Annotated in this window: 14 protein-coding genes; 7 read left to right on the top strand and 7 right to left on the bottom strand. The window is 68.3% G+C overall.

Features of this window, described 5'->3' with window-relative positions:
• Positions 1-7: 7 nt before the first annotated feature.
• The 3 genes from OG817_RS08845 (at position 8) to OG817_RS08835 (ending at position 3628) form a co-directional block, all read left to right on the top strand.
• Positions 8-1477 (top strand): glycoside hydrolase family 3 protein, encoded by a 1470-nt coding sequence (locus tag OG817_RS08845; protein ID WP_406053213.1) that lies wholly within the window; start codon positions 8-10, stop codon positions 1475-1477.
• Entirely contained in the window at positions 1474-2682 is a 1209-nt protein-coding gene (gene nagA / locus OG817_RS08840) for an N-acetylglucosamine-6-phosphate deacetylase (RefSeq protein ID WP_406053212.1), read from the top strand. Before OG817_RS08845 ends, nagA begins: the two co-directional genes overlap by 4 nt.
• 97 nt (positions 2683-2779) lie before the next feature.
• Positions 2780-3628 carry a DeoR/GlpR family DNA-binding transcription regulator gene (locus OG817_RS08835; RefSeq protein ID WP_406053211.1) on the top strand — a complete coding sequence of 283 codons (849 nt, stop codon included), beginning with the start codon at positions 2780-2782 and terminating at the stop codon, positions 3626-3628.
• Positions 3629-3634: 6 nt separating this feature from the next.
• On the opposite strand, the gene OG817_RS08830 is transcribed toward OG817_RS08835, so the two are convergent.
• The 5 genes from OG817_RS08830 to OG817_RS08810 are packed head-to-tail and all read right to left on the bottom strand — an operon-like array spanning position 3635 to position 8974.
• Entirely contained in the window at positions 3635-4495 is an 861-nt protein-coding gene (locus OG817_RS08830) for a carbohydrate ABC transporter permease (RefSeq protein ID WP_360448247.1), read from the bottom strand.
• Positions 4488-5462: a sugar ABC transporter permease gene (locus OG817_RS08825; RefSeq protein ID WP_360448248.1), complete on the bottom strand. Its 975-nt coding sequence runs from the start codon at positions 5460-5462 to the stop codon at positions 4488-4490. The genes OG817_RS08830 and OG817_RS08825 overlap by 8 nt, the downstream gene beginning before the upstream one ends.
• Positions 5459-6730, bottom strand: coding sequence for an ABC transporter substrate-binding protein (locus OG817_RS08820; RefSeq protein WP_406053210.1), 1272 nt, complete (start codon positions 6728-6730; stop codon positions 5459-5461). The genes OG817_RS08825 and OG817_RS08820 overlap by 4 nt, the downstream gene beginning before the upstream one ends.
• A complete protein-coding gene (locus tag OG817_RS08815) occupies positions 6727-7902 on the bottom strand; it encodes an NAD(P)/FAD-dependent oxidoreductase (protein ID WP_406053209.1) in 1176 nt (391 codons plus the stop codon). Before OG817_RS08815 ends, OG817_RS08820 begins: the two co-directional genes overlap by 4 nt.
• Entirely contained in the window at positions 7889-8974 is a 1086-nt protein-coding gene (locus OG817_RS08810) for an amidohydrolase family protein (RefSeq protein WP_406053208.1), read from the bottom strand. The genes OG817_RS08815 and OG817_RS08810 overlap by 14 nt, the downstream gene beginning before the upstream one ends.
• 194 nt (positions 8975-9168) lie before the next feature.
• Here OG817_RS08810 and OG817_RS08805 point away from each other — a divergent pair, with 194 nt between their 5' ends.
• Both OG817_RS08805 and OG817_RS08800 read left to right on the top strand, forming a co-directional pair.
• Positions 9169-11466 (top strand): CehA/McbA family metallohydrolase, encoded by a 2298-nt coding sequence (locus tag OG817_RS08805; RefSeq protein ID WP_406053207.1) that lies wholly within the window; start codon positions 9169-9171, stop codon positions 11464-11466.
• Positions 11466-11894, top strand: coding sequence for a hypothetical protein (locus OG817_RS08800; protein WP_396393061.1), 429 nt, complete (start codon positions 11466-11468; stop codon positions 11892-11894). Before OG817_RS08805 ends, OG817_RS08800 begins: the two co-directional genes overlap by 1 nt.
• Here OG817_RS08800 and OG817_RS08795 read toward each other — a convergent pair.
• Entirely contained in the window at positions 11875-12030 is a 156-nt protein-coding gene (locus OG817_RS08795; RefSeq protein WP_406053206.1) for a hypothetical protein, read from the bottom strand. The genes OG817_RS08800 and OG817_RS08795 overlap by 20 nt on opposite strands.
• 44 nt (positions 12031-12074) lie before the next feature.
• Here OG817_RS08795 and OG817_RS08790 point away from each other — a divergent pair, with 44 nt between their 5' ends.
• Entirely contained in the window at positions 12075-13052 is a 978-nt protein-coding gene (locus OG817_RS08790; RefSeq protein ID WP_406053205.1) for a GlxA family transcriptional regulator, read from the top strand.
• Here OG817_RS08790 and OG817_RS08785 read toward each other — a convergent pair.
• Complete coding sequence (locus tag OG817_RS08785; RefSeq protein WP_406053204.1) at positions 13025-13987, bottom strand: AraC family transcriptional regulator N-terminal domain-containing protein; 963 nt, start codon at positions 13985-13987, stop codon at positions 13025-13027. The two genes, OG817_RS08790 and OG817_RS08785, sit on opposite strands and share 28 nt — an antisense overlap.
• Positions 13988-14115: 128 nt before the next feature.
• On the opposite strand from OG817_RS08785, the gene OG817_RS08780 reads away from it, so the two are divergent.
• The gene (locus tag OG817_RS08780; protein WP_406053203.1) at positions 14116-15120 is read left to right on the top strand and encodes a zinc-binding dehydrogenase; all 1005 of its coding nucleotides are present in this window, start codon (positions 14116-14118) and stop codon (positions 15118-15120) included.
• Positions 15121-15148: the final 28 nt, after the last annotated feature.

Genomic DNA, 15148 nt, shown 5'->3' with positions numbered 1-15148 from the left:
GGATGTTGTGAGTTCAGAGCTCGACCGGCTCGCCCATGGTGTGCTGTTCCCCGCACTCGGCCGGCCCGAAGTCCCCAACTGGGTCGGGCCGAGGATCGAGGCCGGCCTCGGCGGTTTCGTGATCTTCGGCAGAGACATCATCGACGGCTCGCAGTTCCAGACGTTGGCCGCCGAGCTGCACGGTCTGCGTGACCACGTCCTGCTGTCGATCGACGAGGAAGGCGGTGATGTCAGCCGGCTGGCGAACCTCGGCGGCTTCTCGATGCCCGGCAACCGGGCGCTCGGTGAGCTGAACGACGTCGAGCTGACCCGGCAGGCCGCGTTCCAGATCGGCCTGTCGCTGGTCGAGGCCGGGGTCGACTGGGACCTGGCGCCGGCGGTGGACGCGGCCGTCAACCCGCTGAGCCCGAACGGGATCCGCTGCTTCGGAGCGGACCGCGACCTGGTCAGCCGGCACACGGCCGCCTGGGTGGAAGGCCTGCAGGCAGCCGGGGTCAGTGCATGTGCCAAGCACTACCCGGGCCACGGCATGAGCGGGACCGACGCGCATCTGGCGACGCCGCTTGTCGACGTCTCCCGGGAGGAGTTGCTGGCGAGCTACCTCGATCCGTTCCGCGCCGCGATCGAGGCCGGGGTCGACAGCATCATGGTGTCGCACGACCTGGTTCCGCAGCTGGACGACGTACCGGCGACGATCAGCAAGGTGCTGCTCACCGACATCCTGCGCGGAGAGCTCGGGTACGACGGGGTGGTGATCACCGATGCGTTGGAGATGTACGGGATCGCCGACGTGGCGCCGTTGCCAGAGGCCGCCGTACGGGCGATCGAGGCCGGAGCCGACGCGCTGTGCCTTGGATCGTGGGCGTTCCTCGACGACGTGGACGTGGCGGCTGCTGCGTTGGTCGAAGCCGTCGAGAGTGGAAGGCTGCCGTTGGAGCGGTTGCAGAGTGCCAACGATCGACTGGCTCGGCTCGGGACTCGGCCCAAGGCGGACGTCGGTTTGCGGGACGACGCACTCGGTGGGCGGCTTGCCGAGCAGGTGGTGGTAGCTCATGGGGATCCGGTACTGCGGAGTGACGCCGTACTGATCATCCGGCTGGAGCCGACGCACTCCCCCGCGGCCGGCTCGTCTGGCTGGGGCGTGGAGAAGCTGCTGCGGGACGCCGGGAAGGTTGTCGAGAGCATCGGGTTGTCGGGGCAGACGTACAACGGGCCTGGGATGGCTCGGGCGGGGGTCGGCGAGTTCCGGTCTGAGTACGGCGCGGACAGTCAGGTGGTGCTGATGGTTCGCGGCGCTCACCGGTTCGACTGGCAGGAGAAGCTGATCGGGGAGCTGCAGGGCCAGCACCCGGACATGATCGTCGTCGACATGGGCGTCCCGGGCACGGACTACTCGGGCTTCGCCGGCTGGATCCAAACCTTCGGCAGCGCCCGCGTCTGCGCCGAAGCGGCCACCCGGCGGCTACTCGGCTCATGATCACCGTGGCCAACGCCCGCATCTGCACGCCGACCCTCCTCGAGGGCTGGCTGCAGATCGAGCACGGCCACATCACCGCCCTCGGCCCCGGAGAACCACCGCACGACGCCGGCCGGCCGCTCGTAACACCCGCCCGTGACGCCGGCTCTGCCGGCGTCACGGGCGGGGAGGTTGAGCCGGGGCAGGGAGTGGTTGATGCCGGGGGACGGTGGGTGTTGCCCGGCTTTGTCGACACGCATTGCCACGGGGGTGGCGGAGCTGCCTTGTACTCCGGCAACACCGATGACGTCATCCAGGCCGCCAGTACTCACCTCGCGCAGGGCACCACCACGCTGATCGCCTCGGTCGCCACCATGCGGCTCGATCGGATGCTCGCCGCGGCCACCGCCATCGCTCGAGCCGTCGCCACCAACCAGGCACCGAACATTCGAGGCATCCACTTCGAAGGCCCGTTCCTTTCACCGAAGCGCCGCGGCGCACAGACCGAGTCCGCCCTCCTCACCCCCGACGAGCAGGTGTTCGCCGACCTGATCGACGCGGCCGACGGCCTGGCCGTCTCGATGACCATCGCCCCCGAACTCCCGGGCGCCATCGACCTCATCCACCGCCACCACGAGCAGATCACCTTCGCCGTAGGTCACACCGACGACGACGGATCCCACACCCGCCAGGCCTTCGACGCCGGCGCCCGTACGGCGACCCACCTCTTCAACGCGATGCCCACCATGACCCACCGCCACCCCGGCCCGGTCGGCGTCGCCCTCCTGGACGACCGTGTCGCCTGCGAATTGATTGCCGACGGCACCCACCTGTCCCCCGAAGCCCTGACCGTCGCGACCCGAACCGCAGGCCCGGACCGCTCGATCCTCGTCACCGACGCCATGGCCGCGACCGGCCTCGGAGACGGCGATTACTCGTACGCCGACCGCCACGTCACCGTCCACCACGGCATCGCCAAACTCCGCGGCACCGGCACCCTCGCCGGCTCGGTCCACTTCCTGTCCGACGCACTGGCCAACGTCGTACGCCTCCTCCACCTGACTCCCCCACAAGCCGCCCCGCTCGTCTCCACCAACGCCGCCCGCCAGTACGGCTGGCGCGACCGCGGCACCATCGCCATCGGCCGGTCCGCCGACCTCGTTCTCCTCTCGGAAGACCTCACCGTCCACACCGTCTACCTGGCAGGCAAGCCCTTTGATCGCTAGCGCTCACCCTGATTGAGCGAAACCGCGACGGCGCGTGCGCGGTCCCTCACACTGAGGCGATCCATCCCGCCGTCCAGGCCGGAACGAGGTGATCGTCATGAGTACGGCAGCCCTCCCCGCGCACCACTCCTGGCAACCGTCCGCCCCCTCTCCCCGCCGTACTCAACGGCTGGCCGAGATCCTCGACCTGCTGACCACGCGCGGCGCGATGTCCGTCGGCGCCCTGTGTGGCGAGCTCCACGTGTCACCGGCGACGCTGCGCCGGGACATGACCCATCTACAGGACCAGGGCCTTGTCTCCCGGACCCGCGGCGGTGCCCGGGCCAACACGGGGCCCGAACTGCCGGTCCGGCTGCGGGACACGAAGTCCCCGCTGGCCAAGCACGCGATCGCCGTGACGGCTGCTGCCCTGCTGCCGACCGACAGGCCGCTCGCCGTGGCGATCGGTGGCGGATCGACGACTGCCGAGGTCGCCCGGGAGCTCGGTCACCGGCAGCGACTGACCATCGTGACGAACGCGCTCACCACCGCGGCGGCGGTGGCGGCGCGGCCGAACCTGCAGGTGATCATGACCGGTGGAGTGATCCGGGCGAGCTCGTTCGAGCTGGTCGGCAGTCTGGCGGAGAACGCCTTCAACGGGATCAACGTCAACCTGGCCATTCTCGGCGCCGACGGCGTCAGCGCCGCCCACGGCGTCACCACCCACGACCACACCGAGGCGCGCACGAATCACGCCATGGTGACCCATGCGCACCGGCTGATGGTGGTGGCCGACGGTTCCAAGGTCGGTCAGACGACCGTGGCCAAGGTCGCCGACGCGTCGGAGATCGACATCCTGGTCACCGATCCGTCGGCGGATCCGGACGAACTCGCCCGGCTCACCGGACTGGGCGTCACGGTGCATATCGCCCGGATCTCCGCCGACATCTCGCTCACGCTCAGCTGACGCCGCTCAGCCCTTCACCCCGGAGAAGGCGATGCCGCTCATCAGGTGACGCTGGAAGACGATGAACACGATGATCACCGGCAGGCTCGCCAGCAGCGATCCGGCCATCAGCACCGGGAAGTTCGTCGTGTACTGCCCCTGCAGACTGGCCAGCCCCGCGGAGACCGGCATCTGCCGGGGATCCGAGTTGACCACCAGCGGCCAGAGCAGGTCGTTCCAGGACCAGATGATCACCAGTACGCCGAGCGCGATCATCCCGGGAGCACTCATCGGCAGCATGATCCGCCAGAAGATCTGCAGGATGTTCGCACCGTCGATCCGCGCGGCCTCCTCGATCTCCATCGGGATCTGCCGGAAGAACTGCCGCATGAGGAAGGTACCGAACGCACTGAACATGCCCGGCAGGAACAAGGCCGTCAGTGTGTTCAGCAGTCCCAGACCCTGCATGATCTGGTACTGCGGCAGCAGGAACACCTGGTACGGAACCATCGTCACCGACAGAAAGATCGCGAACAGTACGGCGTTGCCGCGGAACCGCATCCGGGCGAAGGCGAAGCCGGCCAGCGAACTGAACAGCACCTGGCCGACGGTCCGCGCGATGGTCATCAGCGTCGTGTTCATCAACTCCCGGCCGAACGGCAAGGCGCTGAAGACCGTCGTCACGTTCGACCACTGCGGTGAGTGCGGCAGGAACGTCGGCGGCACGCTCACCGACTCGCCGAAGGTCTGTAGCGAGGTCGAGAGCTGCCAGAGGAACGGCCCGACCATGAAGATCGCACCGAGGCACAGCACCAGATGCGCGATCGGGTGCCGCGGCCGAGAACGCCTGCGGCCTCGCCGGGCTGTCAGCTGAATCGAGTCAGCCATAGTGCACCCACCTCTTCTGCAGCCGGAACTGCGCCGCGGTCAGGATCAGGGTCGCGATGAGCAGCAGTACGCCGATCGCCGCCGCGTAACCTCCGTCGTGCTCGGCGAACCCGCGCTGGTAGAAGAGGTAGACCAGCGTCTCGGTCCTTTCGATCGCCGGAGACTGCTGGCCCACCATCAGATAGATCAGGTCGAACGCCTGCAGCGAGTTGATCACCGTGATCACCGTGACGAAGAAGATCGACGGCGTCAGCAGCGGAACCGTGACGTGGAAGAACTGCGCCAGCCGGCCGGCACCGTCCAGCTCGGCGGCCTCGTAGTAGTCGACCGGGATGCCGCGGATGCCGGACAGGAAGATCACCATGTTGTAGCCGATCGACCCCCAGACTCCGACGATGCTGATCGCGAAGATCGCGGTGGCGGGGTCGGAGAGCCAGTGCGGACCGTCGATGCCGATCTTGGACAGCAGCCAGTTGATCAGGCCGTAGTCCCCGTTGAAGAGCCACTTCCAGGTCAGGGCGACCGCGGCCGGCAACGTGACCACCGGCAGGAAGTACAGCGTGCGGTAGATGGTGACGCCGCGCATCCCGGGGAGACTGAGCAGTGCCGCCACGATCGCCGACAGCGGCACCGCGAGCAGCGTGATCGCGGTGATGATCGCCGTGTTGACGATGGCATGGAAGACGTCGGAGTCGGCGATCAGCGTGCGGTAGTTCTCCAGCCCCGACCAGGCGTGCCCGCCGAAGGCGCCCCAACTGGTGAAGGAGTAGTAGATCGTCTGGAACGTCGGCCAGATCTCGAAGACGGCGAGTCCCGCGGCGGCCGGCAGCAGCAACATCAACGCCCACCAGCCGCTGTCCCGGGTCGGCGGTCGCGGCCGCCGGCGGCGAGCCGGGCCGGCCCGCCGACCGGTCTCACCGCCGGTCAGCACATCGGGTGGCGCTGTCGCGGTGCCCTGACTGCTCACTTCTTCTCCTTCGACAGCGCGCTGTTCATCGTCTCCGCCACACGGCGGGAGACGTCACCGGCCGGGGTCTTGCCCGTCCAGGCCTCGGCGAACTGCTTGGTCACCTCGTCGCGCCAGACGGAGGTGTCGGTCGAGGCGGGGAACGGCTGGGCGTACTTCAGATGATCGACGAAGACCTGCAGGTCGAACTCCGGCATCGCCTTGGCGTACGCGTCGGCGTGCCCCTGGTACGCCGGGATGACGGTGCCGGTCTTCGCCTGGATCTCGGCGGCCCGTTCGGATCCGAGGAACTGCAGGAACTGCCACGCCTGCTCGGGATGCTTGGTCTTGGCCGAGATGCTGTTCGCCAGCCCGTTGCTGTAGTAGTCCCGCTTCCCGGTCGGACCGGCAGGCAACGGCGCGATGCCGATGTTGGCCTTGCCGTACGGGACGGCGGCGATCTCCTCGGGCTCCCAGGATCCGCAGTACCTCATCGCGACCTTCCCGGAGGTGAGCATCGCGAGCGGATCGGTGTCGGTGGTCTGCTGCAACGTCGGCGAGACGTGGTACTTCGTGATCATGTCGGTCCAGAACTGGATGCCCTGGATCGTCGCCTCCTGGTCGTACCCGGAGCTCTTGCCGTCGGGTGAGATCACCTGCCCGCCGACCTGCGGCACGGTCAGGTACCAGCTCAGCTCGTCGGCTTCCGGTGCGACGAACCCGTAGACGCCCTTCTTCTGGTTGGTCAGCTTCTGGGCCGCGGCGATCACGTCGGTCCACTTCCAGGACGCGTCCGGGTGCTTCACCCCGGCGGCGTCGAAGAGCTTCTTGTTGTAGCAGAGCCCGAAGCCGTTGACGTCCTTCGGGATGCCGTACAGCTTGCCGTCGACCGTGTAGGCCTTGGTGACGGCCGGCACGTACACGCTCGTGTCCAGCTTCGACTTCTTGACCTGATCGTCGAGCGGAGCGATGCCACCGCCGATGGCGTAGTACTGGGCGTACACCATGGTCATCCAGAAGACATCGGGGCCGCTGCCCGCGGTGACGCTGGTCTGCAGCTTCGTCCAGTAGCTCTCCCAGGGCGTCACCTGGATCTGTACGTCGATGTTCGGGTGCTGGGTGTGGAACTCCTGGATGATCTGCTTCATGGCAGCCGCCTGGGCCTGGTCCCAGACGGCGTAGGTAAGCGTGACCTGCTCGTCGCTGTCGCCGCCGGACTCGGAGGATCCCGAGCAGGCGGCCGCGGCGAACAACAGTGGGACGAGCAACAGACTCAGTAGACGCTTCATGCGGACTCCTTCATGAGTGGGCGGCCTGGGCTGAGGAAGTCGAGGCGGGCCGGCATCTGGTCGCCGAGTGCGTGCCGGGCCGCCAGGTCGCCGAGCAAGGGCCCGAGCGTCAGGCCCCACGCCCCCAGGCCGGTGGCGACGTGGATGGCCGGCGCTACCGCCCCGACCAAGGGCAGACCGTCGCTGGTGGCCGGCCGCAGGCCGACCCTGGTCTCCAGGACCGTGGCGTCGGAGAGACCGGGCGCCAGGTTCAGTGCGGCATTCAGGACGGACTGCTGTCCGCCGGCCGTGACGCGGGCGTCGAAGCCGACGTCTTCGTGGGTCGCGCCAACGACGATGCGGTCGTCGAAACCGAGCAGATAGCCGGCACCAGGTGTGTTGACCACCGGTCGCATGCCCGTCTGCTGGCCGTCGAGTCGCAGGTGCACGAGCTGCCCACGGATCGGCCGGATGTCGACCCGTACGCCGAACGCGGCCAGGTCTGCGCCCGCCCAGGCACCGGTGGCGAGCAGCACGGCCCGCCCCTCGATCACGCGGTGACCGACGCGGACCCGCGGTACCGGATGCTGCGAGTCCAGCATCCCGGTGCCGGGGATCACCTCGAGTCGGGCACCGTCGGACCGGACCTGAGCGCGCCGGCGCGCCGCCGTCATCAGCCGGTCGTGCAGTCGCGAACCGACGACCCGGCCGACCTCGGCGATGAAGATTCCGCGCAGATCGCCGCGCAGTTCCGGCCAGTACTTGCGAAGGTCTGCGCCGTCGACCGTCTCGACCGGCTTGGTGACGCCATGCGCTCGACGCCCCTCTGGACGAGACAGGCGTTCGGTCACCGCGTCGAGGGCCGCCTGCTCGTGCGGATTGTTGCCGGCCACCACCAATTCGCCGACCTGCTCGAACGTCGCAGAGCCGGCTCCGGCCGGATCGACCGCGTCCAGCTCGGCCAGGAGACTGCGGTAGTAGCCGACGCATTCGGTGATCACCGACGTCCAGTCGGGGCGCTGCTCGCCACGATCGAGCGCCACCGGCGACACGATGCCCGCGCCGGCATCGGTCGCACGACCGGCCAGGCCGGCGTCGACGAGCGCGACCCGCGCGCCCTTTCGTACGCCGGCCAACGCGGCGCTCGCTCCGACGATGCCGCCGCCGAGGATGATCAGGTCACAGTCCGCCATCGCTGTTCCCCGCCGGGGCTTGCGCGAGCGCCGGGATGAACGCGCGGGCGTTGTCGCCTTCGACCCGCGCGGCCAGCTCGTCCGGCAACCCGAGGCCCGAAATCGTCCAGCGCCCGTTCGGCGGCGGTTCGATCGACGAATACGCGAACCCCTCGTCCGCGCTGGCCAGGAAGCGCAGGTACATCCGGTAGTCGGCGACCTCGGGCGGCGCGCAGTCGGTGCCGAGCAGGACGCGGTCGGGATGGCGCTCGATCAGGGTCCTGGTACGTCGTGGTTGGCGACCGAGCTCGGCGATCCGCGCGGCGAGGTCGACGCGGTAGTTCGGGTAGCGGTCGAGCATTTGCTCGACCCAGTCGAGGTTCTCCGCGAGGCAGCCGACATGGGCACCGATGAAGCGCACCTGCGGGTGGGCGGCGATGACGGCCTCGAGCGCGTCCAGTAGCCGCTGCAGCGGCGGGAACTCAGGCCCGTGGAAGTGCCAGTCGGGATGGCGCAGCAGCTCCTCGAGCCGTTCGTTGTGACGATCGAGTGGCTGGAAGAAGGCCGCCGGGTCGGCGGTGTGGATCAGGGCCGGCACACCCGACTCGGCCAGCGCGTCCCAGAGCGGTTCGAGCCGTTGATCATCGAGGAAGATCAGCTCGGAGTTCTCGTCGCGAATCCGGAGGCCGATGTCCTTCCAGAGCTTGAGTCCTGCCGCGCCACGGCGTACCGAGTCGGTCAGCGAGGCACCCATCCGGTCGCCCCAGCCGGGTGCCGCCGTGTCGCTCCAGTCCAGGCGTGCGAAGGTCACGAAGCGGCCGGGGTACCGACGGTCGTACCGATCGAGATTCGCCTCGAGCTCATCGGTCCATTCACCGTCGAGGTTGACGATGGTTGCCACGCCCGCCTCGTCCATCGTCTTGATCAGGGCGTCCGGATCGGGCGCCCGCCAGACTCCGGTGTTACGGCGTCCGAGATGGTTGTGTACGTCGACGATCGGCGCGGCCGGATCGGTCACGGCGGTCGTTGCGGTGGTCATCATCGAGACCGGCGCGAAGTCGCGCAGCCGGACATCAGCGAGTGGCTCGGGCATTCATCCCTCGATTCACAGCACGGTTGGAGAACCAGCCAGATCCGGGCCGACGCTAGGACCGCCGTCGAGCGGCGACCAGAAAACGATCAGTCGAAGTGATCGGTCGGCCGCGGTTGCCCCCGGCCGAACAAAGGAGATGACGAGGCAGGCGTTCGACCATAGGGTCGAAGTCCGGTGCACCATGAGGAGGCCTCGTGTTCCAACCGTTGCATGCGTCCGCGACCCGAGCCGTCGAGAAACTGCGCGACATCGGTGAACCGCTCCCAGAAGACCTCGCCGGCCGGTTGGCCAAGCTGGCGGACGACTCGCAGACCGATACCGTGCGGTCCGCCGCGGTCGAGGAGCTGCTGCGGCCGTACGTCCTGGTCGACGTGGAGATCGACGAGCGGGGCTACACGGCGAGCACGCCGGGCGCGGCGCCACCGCGACTGGTCCAGCACGGGTGGCGCAGCTTCCTGGTCCGGGTCGTGAACCCGCATCGCCTGCTGGGCGACCTGGCCGGCGGTCCGGGCGGCGTACTCGGACTGGTCGACCATCACAGCCACGCCGCGCGGATCACGCTGCACGACACGTTGACCGTCGTGCCGCGGATCGAGAGCAGCTGGCTCCAGGCGAAGCTCGCCGGTCCGACCGACGTGTCGGGGCTGGACGTCGAGTACAAGGTCATGAGTCTGTACAGCCGCGATGGCGGGAGCCGTCGCGGCGAGCTTGCCTTCATCCTGGCCGTGGAGGAGGCGACGGAGAGCCTGACCCGGCCGCCGTTCGCGAAGGCCGGCCAGCGGATGGGGTTCGAGAGCCGCCAGTACGGCGCGGCGATCGAGTTCGACTGCCTGCCGGCCCGCGACGTCCGGTTCGACATTCGGGAGCCCGACGGCAGCAGTTGCGTGGCGGCGCTGACCGTCCGCGACTCGCAGCGGCGGGCGTACCCGTCGAAGGCGATGCGGCTGGCTCCCGACATGTTCTTCCACGAACACGTCTACCGGGCGACCGGCGAGGTGATCACGCTCCCTGCCGGTCAGTACGAGATCTCCGCACGCCGCGGACCGGAGTACCGCGAAGTCCGCGTCGAGGTCGACGTGGAGGCCGACACCGAGGCGGTCACGATCGAGCTGGATCGCTGGGCCGATCCGGCCACCCGCGGCTACTACTCCGGCGACCCGCACATCCACGCCGGCGGCTGCTCGCACTACAGCGTGCCGTCCGAGGGCGTCAACCCGGAGACGATGATCCGGCACGTGCGTGGCGAAGGGCTGTGGATGGGCAGCGTGCTCACCTGGGGACCGTGCTACTACCACCAGAAGCAGTTCTTCAGCGGCTCGTCGATCAGCCCGCGCGCCGAGCTCGAGTACCCCGACATGCAGCGGGCGCAAGGCATGACCTGGGATCCGCAGGACACCGACCACGACGGCCAGAGCCTGCTCCGGTACGACCTCGAGGTGTCGGGCTTCCCGTCCAGCCACTCCGGTCACGTCATCCTGCTCGGTCTCACCGACCAGGACTATCCCGGCACCAAGCTGATCGAGGACTGGCCGTCGTGGAACCTCCCGGTGATGCGCTGGGGTCACGCGCAGAACGCGATGGTCGGGTACGCGCACTGCGGGCTCGGCCTCGCGGTCGGCACGGAGGACCTGCCGAACTACATCATCCCGGAGTTCCAGTCGATCGGCTCCAACGAGATCATCGTCGACGTACCGCTCGGTGCCGCCGACTTCCAGTGCGGCGCCGAGTTCTCCCCCGCCGCTGAGATGAACGTCTGGTACCACCTGCTGAACGTCGGCTACCGCACTCTGATGCTCGGCGAGACCGACTACCCCTGCATCTATGACGACGGCCCGGGCGTCGGGCGTACGTACGTCCAGCTGCCCGAGCCGCCGCAGGGCGATCAGGCCCTGGAGGCGTGGCTCGGTGGTTTGAAGGAAGGCGCGTCGTACTTCGGCGACGGCCGCAGCCATGTGTACGACTTCGCCGTCGATGGCGACACGGCGCGGGAGCGTAGCGTCGATGCGTCAGGACCGGTCCGGGTCAGCGCGATGGTCGCGGCGTGGTTGCCCGAGCAGCCGCCCGCGGCTCCGGCGGCCGGCCAGCCGGCGTACAGCGCACCGGTCGGCTGGCACATCGAGCGCGCCCGGATCGGCCAGACTCGCACCGTGCTGGTCGAGGTGCTGGTGAACGGCGTACCGGTCGGGTCCCAGGAGGTGCTTGCCGACGGCAACGAGCAGGCGGTCGAGTTCGACGTACCGCTGGAACGTTCGTCCTGGGTGGCGCTACGGATCCTGCGCAGCGTGCACACCCAGCCGATCTTCGTCGAGATCGCGGGCCGGCCGATCCGGGCCTCGCGTCGCAGCGCGCAGTGGCTGCACGACTCGGTCGACGCCCTGTGGAAGGCGAAGTCCGGCTTCATCCGCGAGAGCGAGCGAGCCGAAGCGCGGCAGGCGTACGACGCCGCGCAGGCCGCCTACCTGACCCGTCGGGACGAATGCGAGGTGGACTGATGATTCACGGCGAGGCAGCCGGTTGTTGCGGCCCGGTCGACACCGCGGCGCCGATCTCGGTCGCGATCAACCCGGAGGCCCGGGTGAACGTCGCCCGGACCGCAACCCGGGTGGCGAGTCTGACCGCGGGCGACTGGCACACGATCGACGTCACCATCGTCAACCAGGGCTACGTGACGGGTCAGCTCGCGATCGAGAGCGACCCGGTGCCCGGTGTCGAACTGGACCTTCCCCTCCACGAACTCACGGGTGAACCACGCCAGGAGGGCGGCTTCCGGGTCCGCTTCAACGCTCCGACCGTCGTGGACATCACCCTGACGTTCCGAGCCCTCGGCGCCCTCGGCGGCCTGGCCAACCACAGCTCCCTGCACCTCCTCCTCCGCTCCACCGCACAGCACAGGAGGCCCCTCACCGTTCTGGGCGGCTGAACTGTCGGAGGTGGTCTGCCGGACGTGACAGCTGATCGGCAACCCAACCGAACAGGACCAACCACAGGACGGCGACGACGTACACGACGAGTTGGATGACGATGAGCACGCAGATCATCGTCGCGACGCTCGGCATAGCTCGACAGTGGCAAGAATGCCCACCTCCGATAGATTGTCGCCATGCATCGGATCGCGGTCGTTGCCGTCAACCACGTGAAGAGCCTCGAGCTTGCGATCCCCGGCCAGGTGTTCGGGACCGCCCACTCCCATGACAAACCGGCCGGGGCGGTGTTCGGCGATCCGCTGTACGACGTGATCGTGTGCGGGGAGCGACCTGACCTCGTGGTGTGCGGTCGCGGCGGGGTGGAGATGTTCCGGATGACCGCGCCGTACGACCTGTCCGCCGTACTGACCGCCGACACAGTGATCGTGCCGGGCGCACGCACGGACATGGAACCGTCCATCGAAGTACTCGATGTCCTTCGGCAGGCGCACGGCCGCGGTACCAGGATCGCCTCGATCTGCTGTGGCGCTTTCATCCTGGCGGCCGCAGGGCTGCTCGACGGACGGCGGGCGACGACGCACTGGACCTCGGCCGCGAGATTCGCCGAACGCTTCCCGCGGGTCGAGGTCGACCCGAACGTGTTGTTCGTCGACGACGGCGATGTGCTGACGTCGGCCGGGGCAGCGACCGGACTCGACCTGTGTATCCACATGGTGCGCAACGACTTCGGCGCGGCGGTCGCAGCCGACGCTGCCCGCCATGTGGTGATCGCACCTCAGCGCGACGGCGACCAATCACAGTTCATCGTCCATCGGGACCCCACCGGCGCCAGTGGTTCGCTGGAGCCGACCATGCGGTGGGTGCGGGACCGTCTCGGTGAGCCGCTGACGCTGTCCGACATCGCGCAGCAGGCGGCCATGAGTCCGCGTACGCTCAACCGCCACTTCCGCGAGGAGACCGGTACGACGCCACTGCAATGGCTACTCACCCAGCGCGTACGCCACGCCCAGGAACTCCTCGAAACCACAGCCCTGTCGATCGAGGACATCGCCAGACACTGTGGATTCGGCACCGCTATCAACCTGCGCCATCACTTCACCCGTCGAGTGAACATGTCGCCCCTCGCCTACCGCCGAGCCTTCCAACCCCGCTGAACCGGCGGCGCTGATGCTTCTGCCAACGCTCGGAGGCGGGCGGCGTCGCGTCCGGGCGGCAGGCCGAAATGGCGTCGGTACTCGCGGCTGAACTGCGATGCGCTGTCATATCCCACCCGGAATCCAGTGGTGGCGACGTCTCCCGCACCGGACAGCAAGAGCAACCGGGACTGCTGCAGCCGCACCTGCTTCTGGAACTGGAGCGGACTGAAGGCAGTGACGGCCAGGAAGTTTCGATGGAACGACGACACACTCATTCCACACATGCCGGCCAGTTCCTGCACCCGCAGCGGCTGAGCGTAGTTGTCGGTGATCCATCGAACCGCGCGGCTGATCTGCGTCAGTCCACTGTCGGTCATCGCGATCTGCCGCATCGCCGGTCCCATCGGGCCGTTGAGGAGATACCACAGGATCTCCCGCTCGATCATCGGCGCGAGGACATCACGATCAGCCGGACGCTCGATCAGCGTCAGCATGCGTACGGCGGCGTCGATCATGGCTTCACTGGCGTCGGCGACTCCGAGGGCCGCCACGGCCGGCCGCTGACTCGGCCTTCGAGAAGCCTCCAGCAAGAGCGTCGCAACGACCGAGGGACGGATGACGAGTCCGAAACCAAGGGCCGGTGTCGCCGCCGAAGCCTCGACGTAGTGGCCGGTGATCGGTAGGTCCACGGACGCGACGAGGTACTGCCCTTGGCGGTACTCGTACGTGCGGTCGCCTAACGCGATCCGCTTCGCGCCTTGGGCGATCAACGCCATCACGGTCCCGGATCGAGACGGGGTCGGCTCCCCGACTCGTGTCTCCGCGGACGCAAGGACGCCGTCGATCCGCGTGGTCTGGTCGGGACGAGCGTGCCTGGCGATGAGATCGACGAGCTCAGCCAGTCGGCGGGCGCGGCCGGCGCCTTGGGAGTCGAACGCAGCGCTCCGTTCCATGGGCAGAATCATACAATCCAAGGCACTCGTGGGCGCCGGAGCTGATGGCCAGACCAGTAGGATCAGGCACGATCGATTCCTTTGTGCGGTGACCGGGATCTACATGGTGGGAGGCGCAGGCCTCTCTCATGTACGCCGAACGAAAGGCTCCCGCGACCATGCACGCGCTGCAGCAGACATCCCTCAACGGCCCGCAGGACATGCGCCTGATCACCGACGCTCCAGTGCCGAGCCCAGGCCGGGGCGAGGTCCTGATCCGCGTCGCCGCCGCGGGCGTCAACTTCGCCGACATCTCGAGGGCCCACGGCACCTTCCTGGACGGTCCGCGGCCGCCATACCTGGCCGGTTTCGAGGCCGCCGGGGAGGTTGTTGCCGTGGGCAATGCTGTGACCGGCCCGACGCCGGGGACTCGCGTGGTCGGCGTCGGCAGCGGCGCTTTCGCCGAGTACATGGTGCTCCCCGCGGCGGCGGCGATGCCATTGCCCGCCGGCTGGACGGAGCAGCAGGCGCTGGGCCTCGTCGTGAACTGGCCGACCGCGCTGGCCGCACTCAAGCCCCTAGGCGGCATCACCGCAGGGCAGACCGTGCTGATCCACGCCGCCGCGGGCGCGACCGGCCAGGCCGCGGTCACGATGGCCAAGCACTATGGTGCGACGGTCATAGCGACCGCCTCGCCGAGCAAGCATGAGACGGTGCTGGCAGCCGGTGCCGACCACGTCCTGGATTCTCTCGGCACCGACCTCGCTGCCGAGGTGCTGCAGCTGACCGACGGTAATGGCGCCGATCTGGTGCTGGAGTCGGCGGGCGGCGCCACCTTCGAGGCCAGCTTGGCCGCAGCCAAGCGGGTCACCGGCCGGGTCATCGTGTCTGGTCTGCCGGGCGGCGAGGCGGCGATCACCAACTGGGAGCTGGTGTACAAACACCAAGTCCACATCATCGGCTTCAACCTCGGCGTACTGATCGAGGCCGCACCGCAAGTCTTCGGCGAGGTCATGGGCGAGCTGTCCGCGCTGATCGCCGCCGGCGTGTTACCGCCCGGCCGGCCCACGGCGTACGAACTGTCCGACGGCCCGAAAGCGCTCGCGGAACTGGAAGCCAGGGCAACCGTGGGCAAGCTGGCCCTGCTGCCCTGAGAGTGCGACATTCGATGGCTAGGCTCGC

The organism is Kribbella sp. NBC_00889 (genome assembly GCF_045207705.1).
Lineage (GTDB): Bacteria > Actinomycetota > Actinomycetes > Propionibacteriales > Kribbellaceae > Kribbella.
The sequence above is the reverse complement of the archived record's forward strand: the minus strand, read 5'-3'. Positions and strand labels throughout refer to the sequence as shown.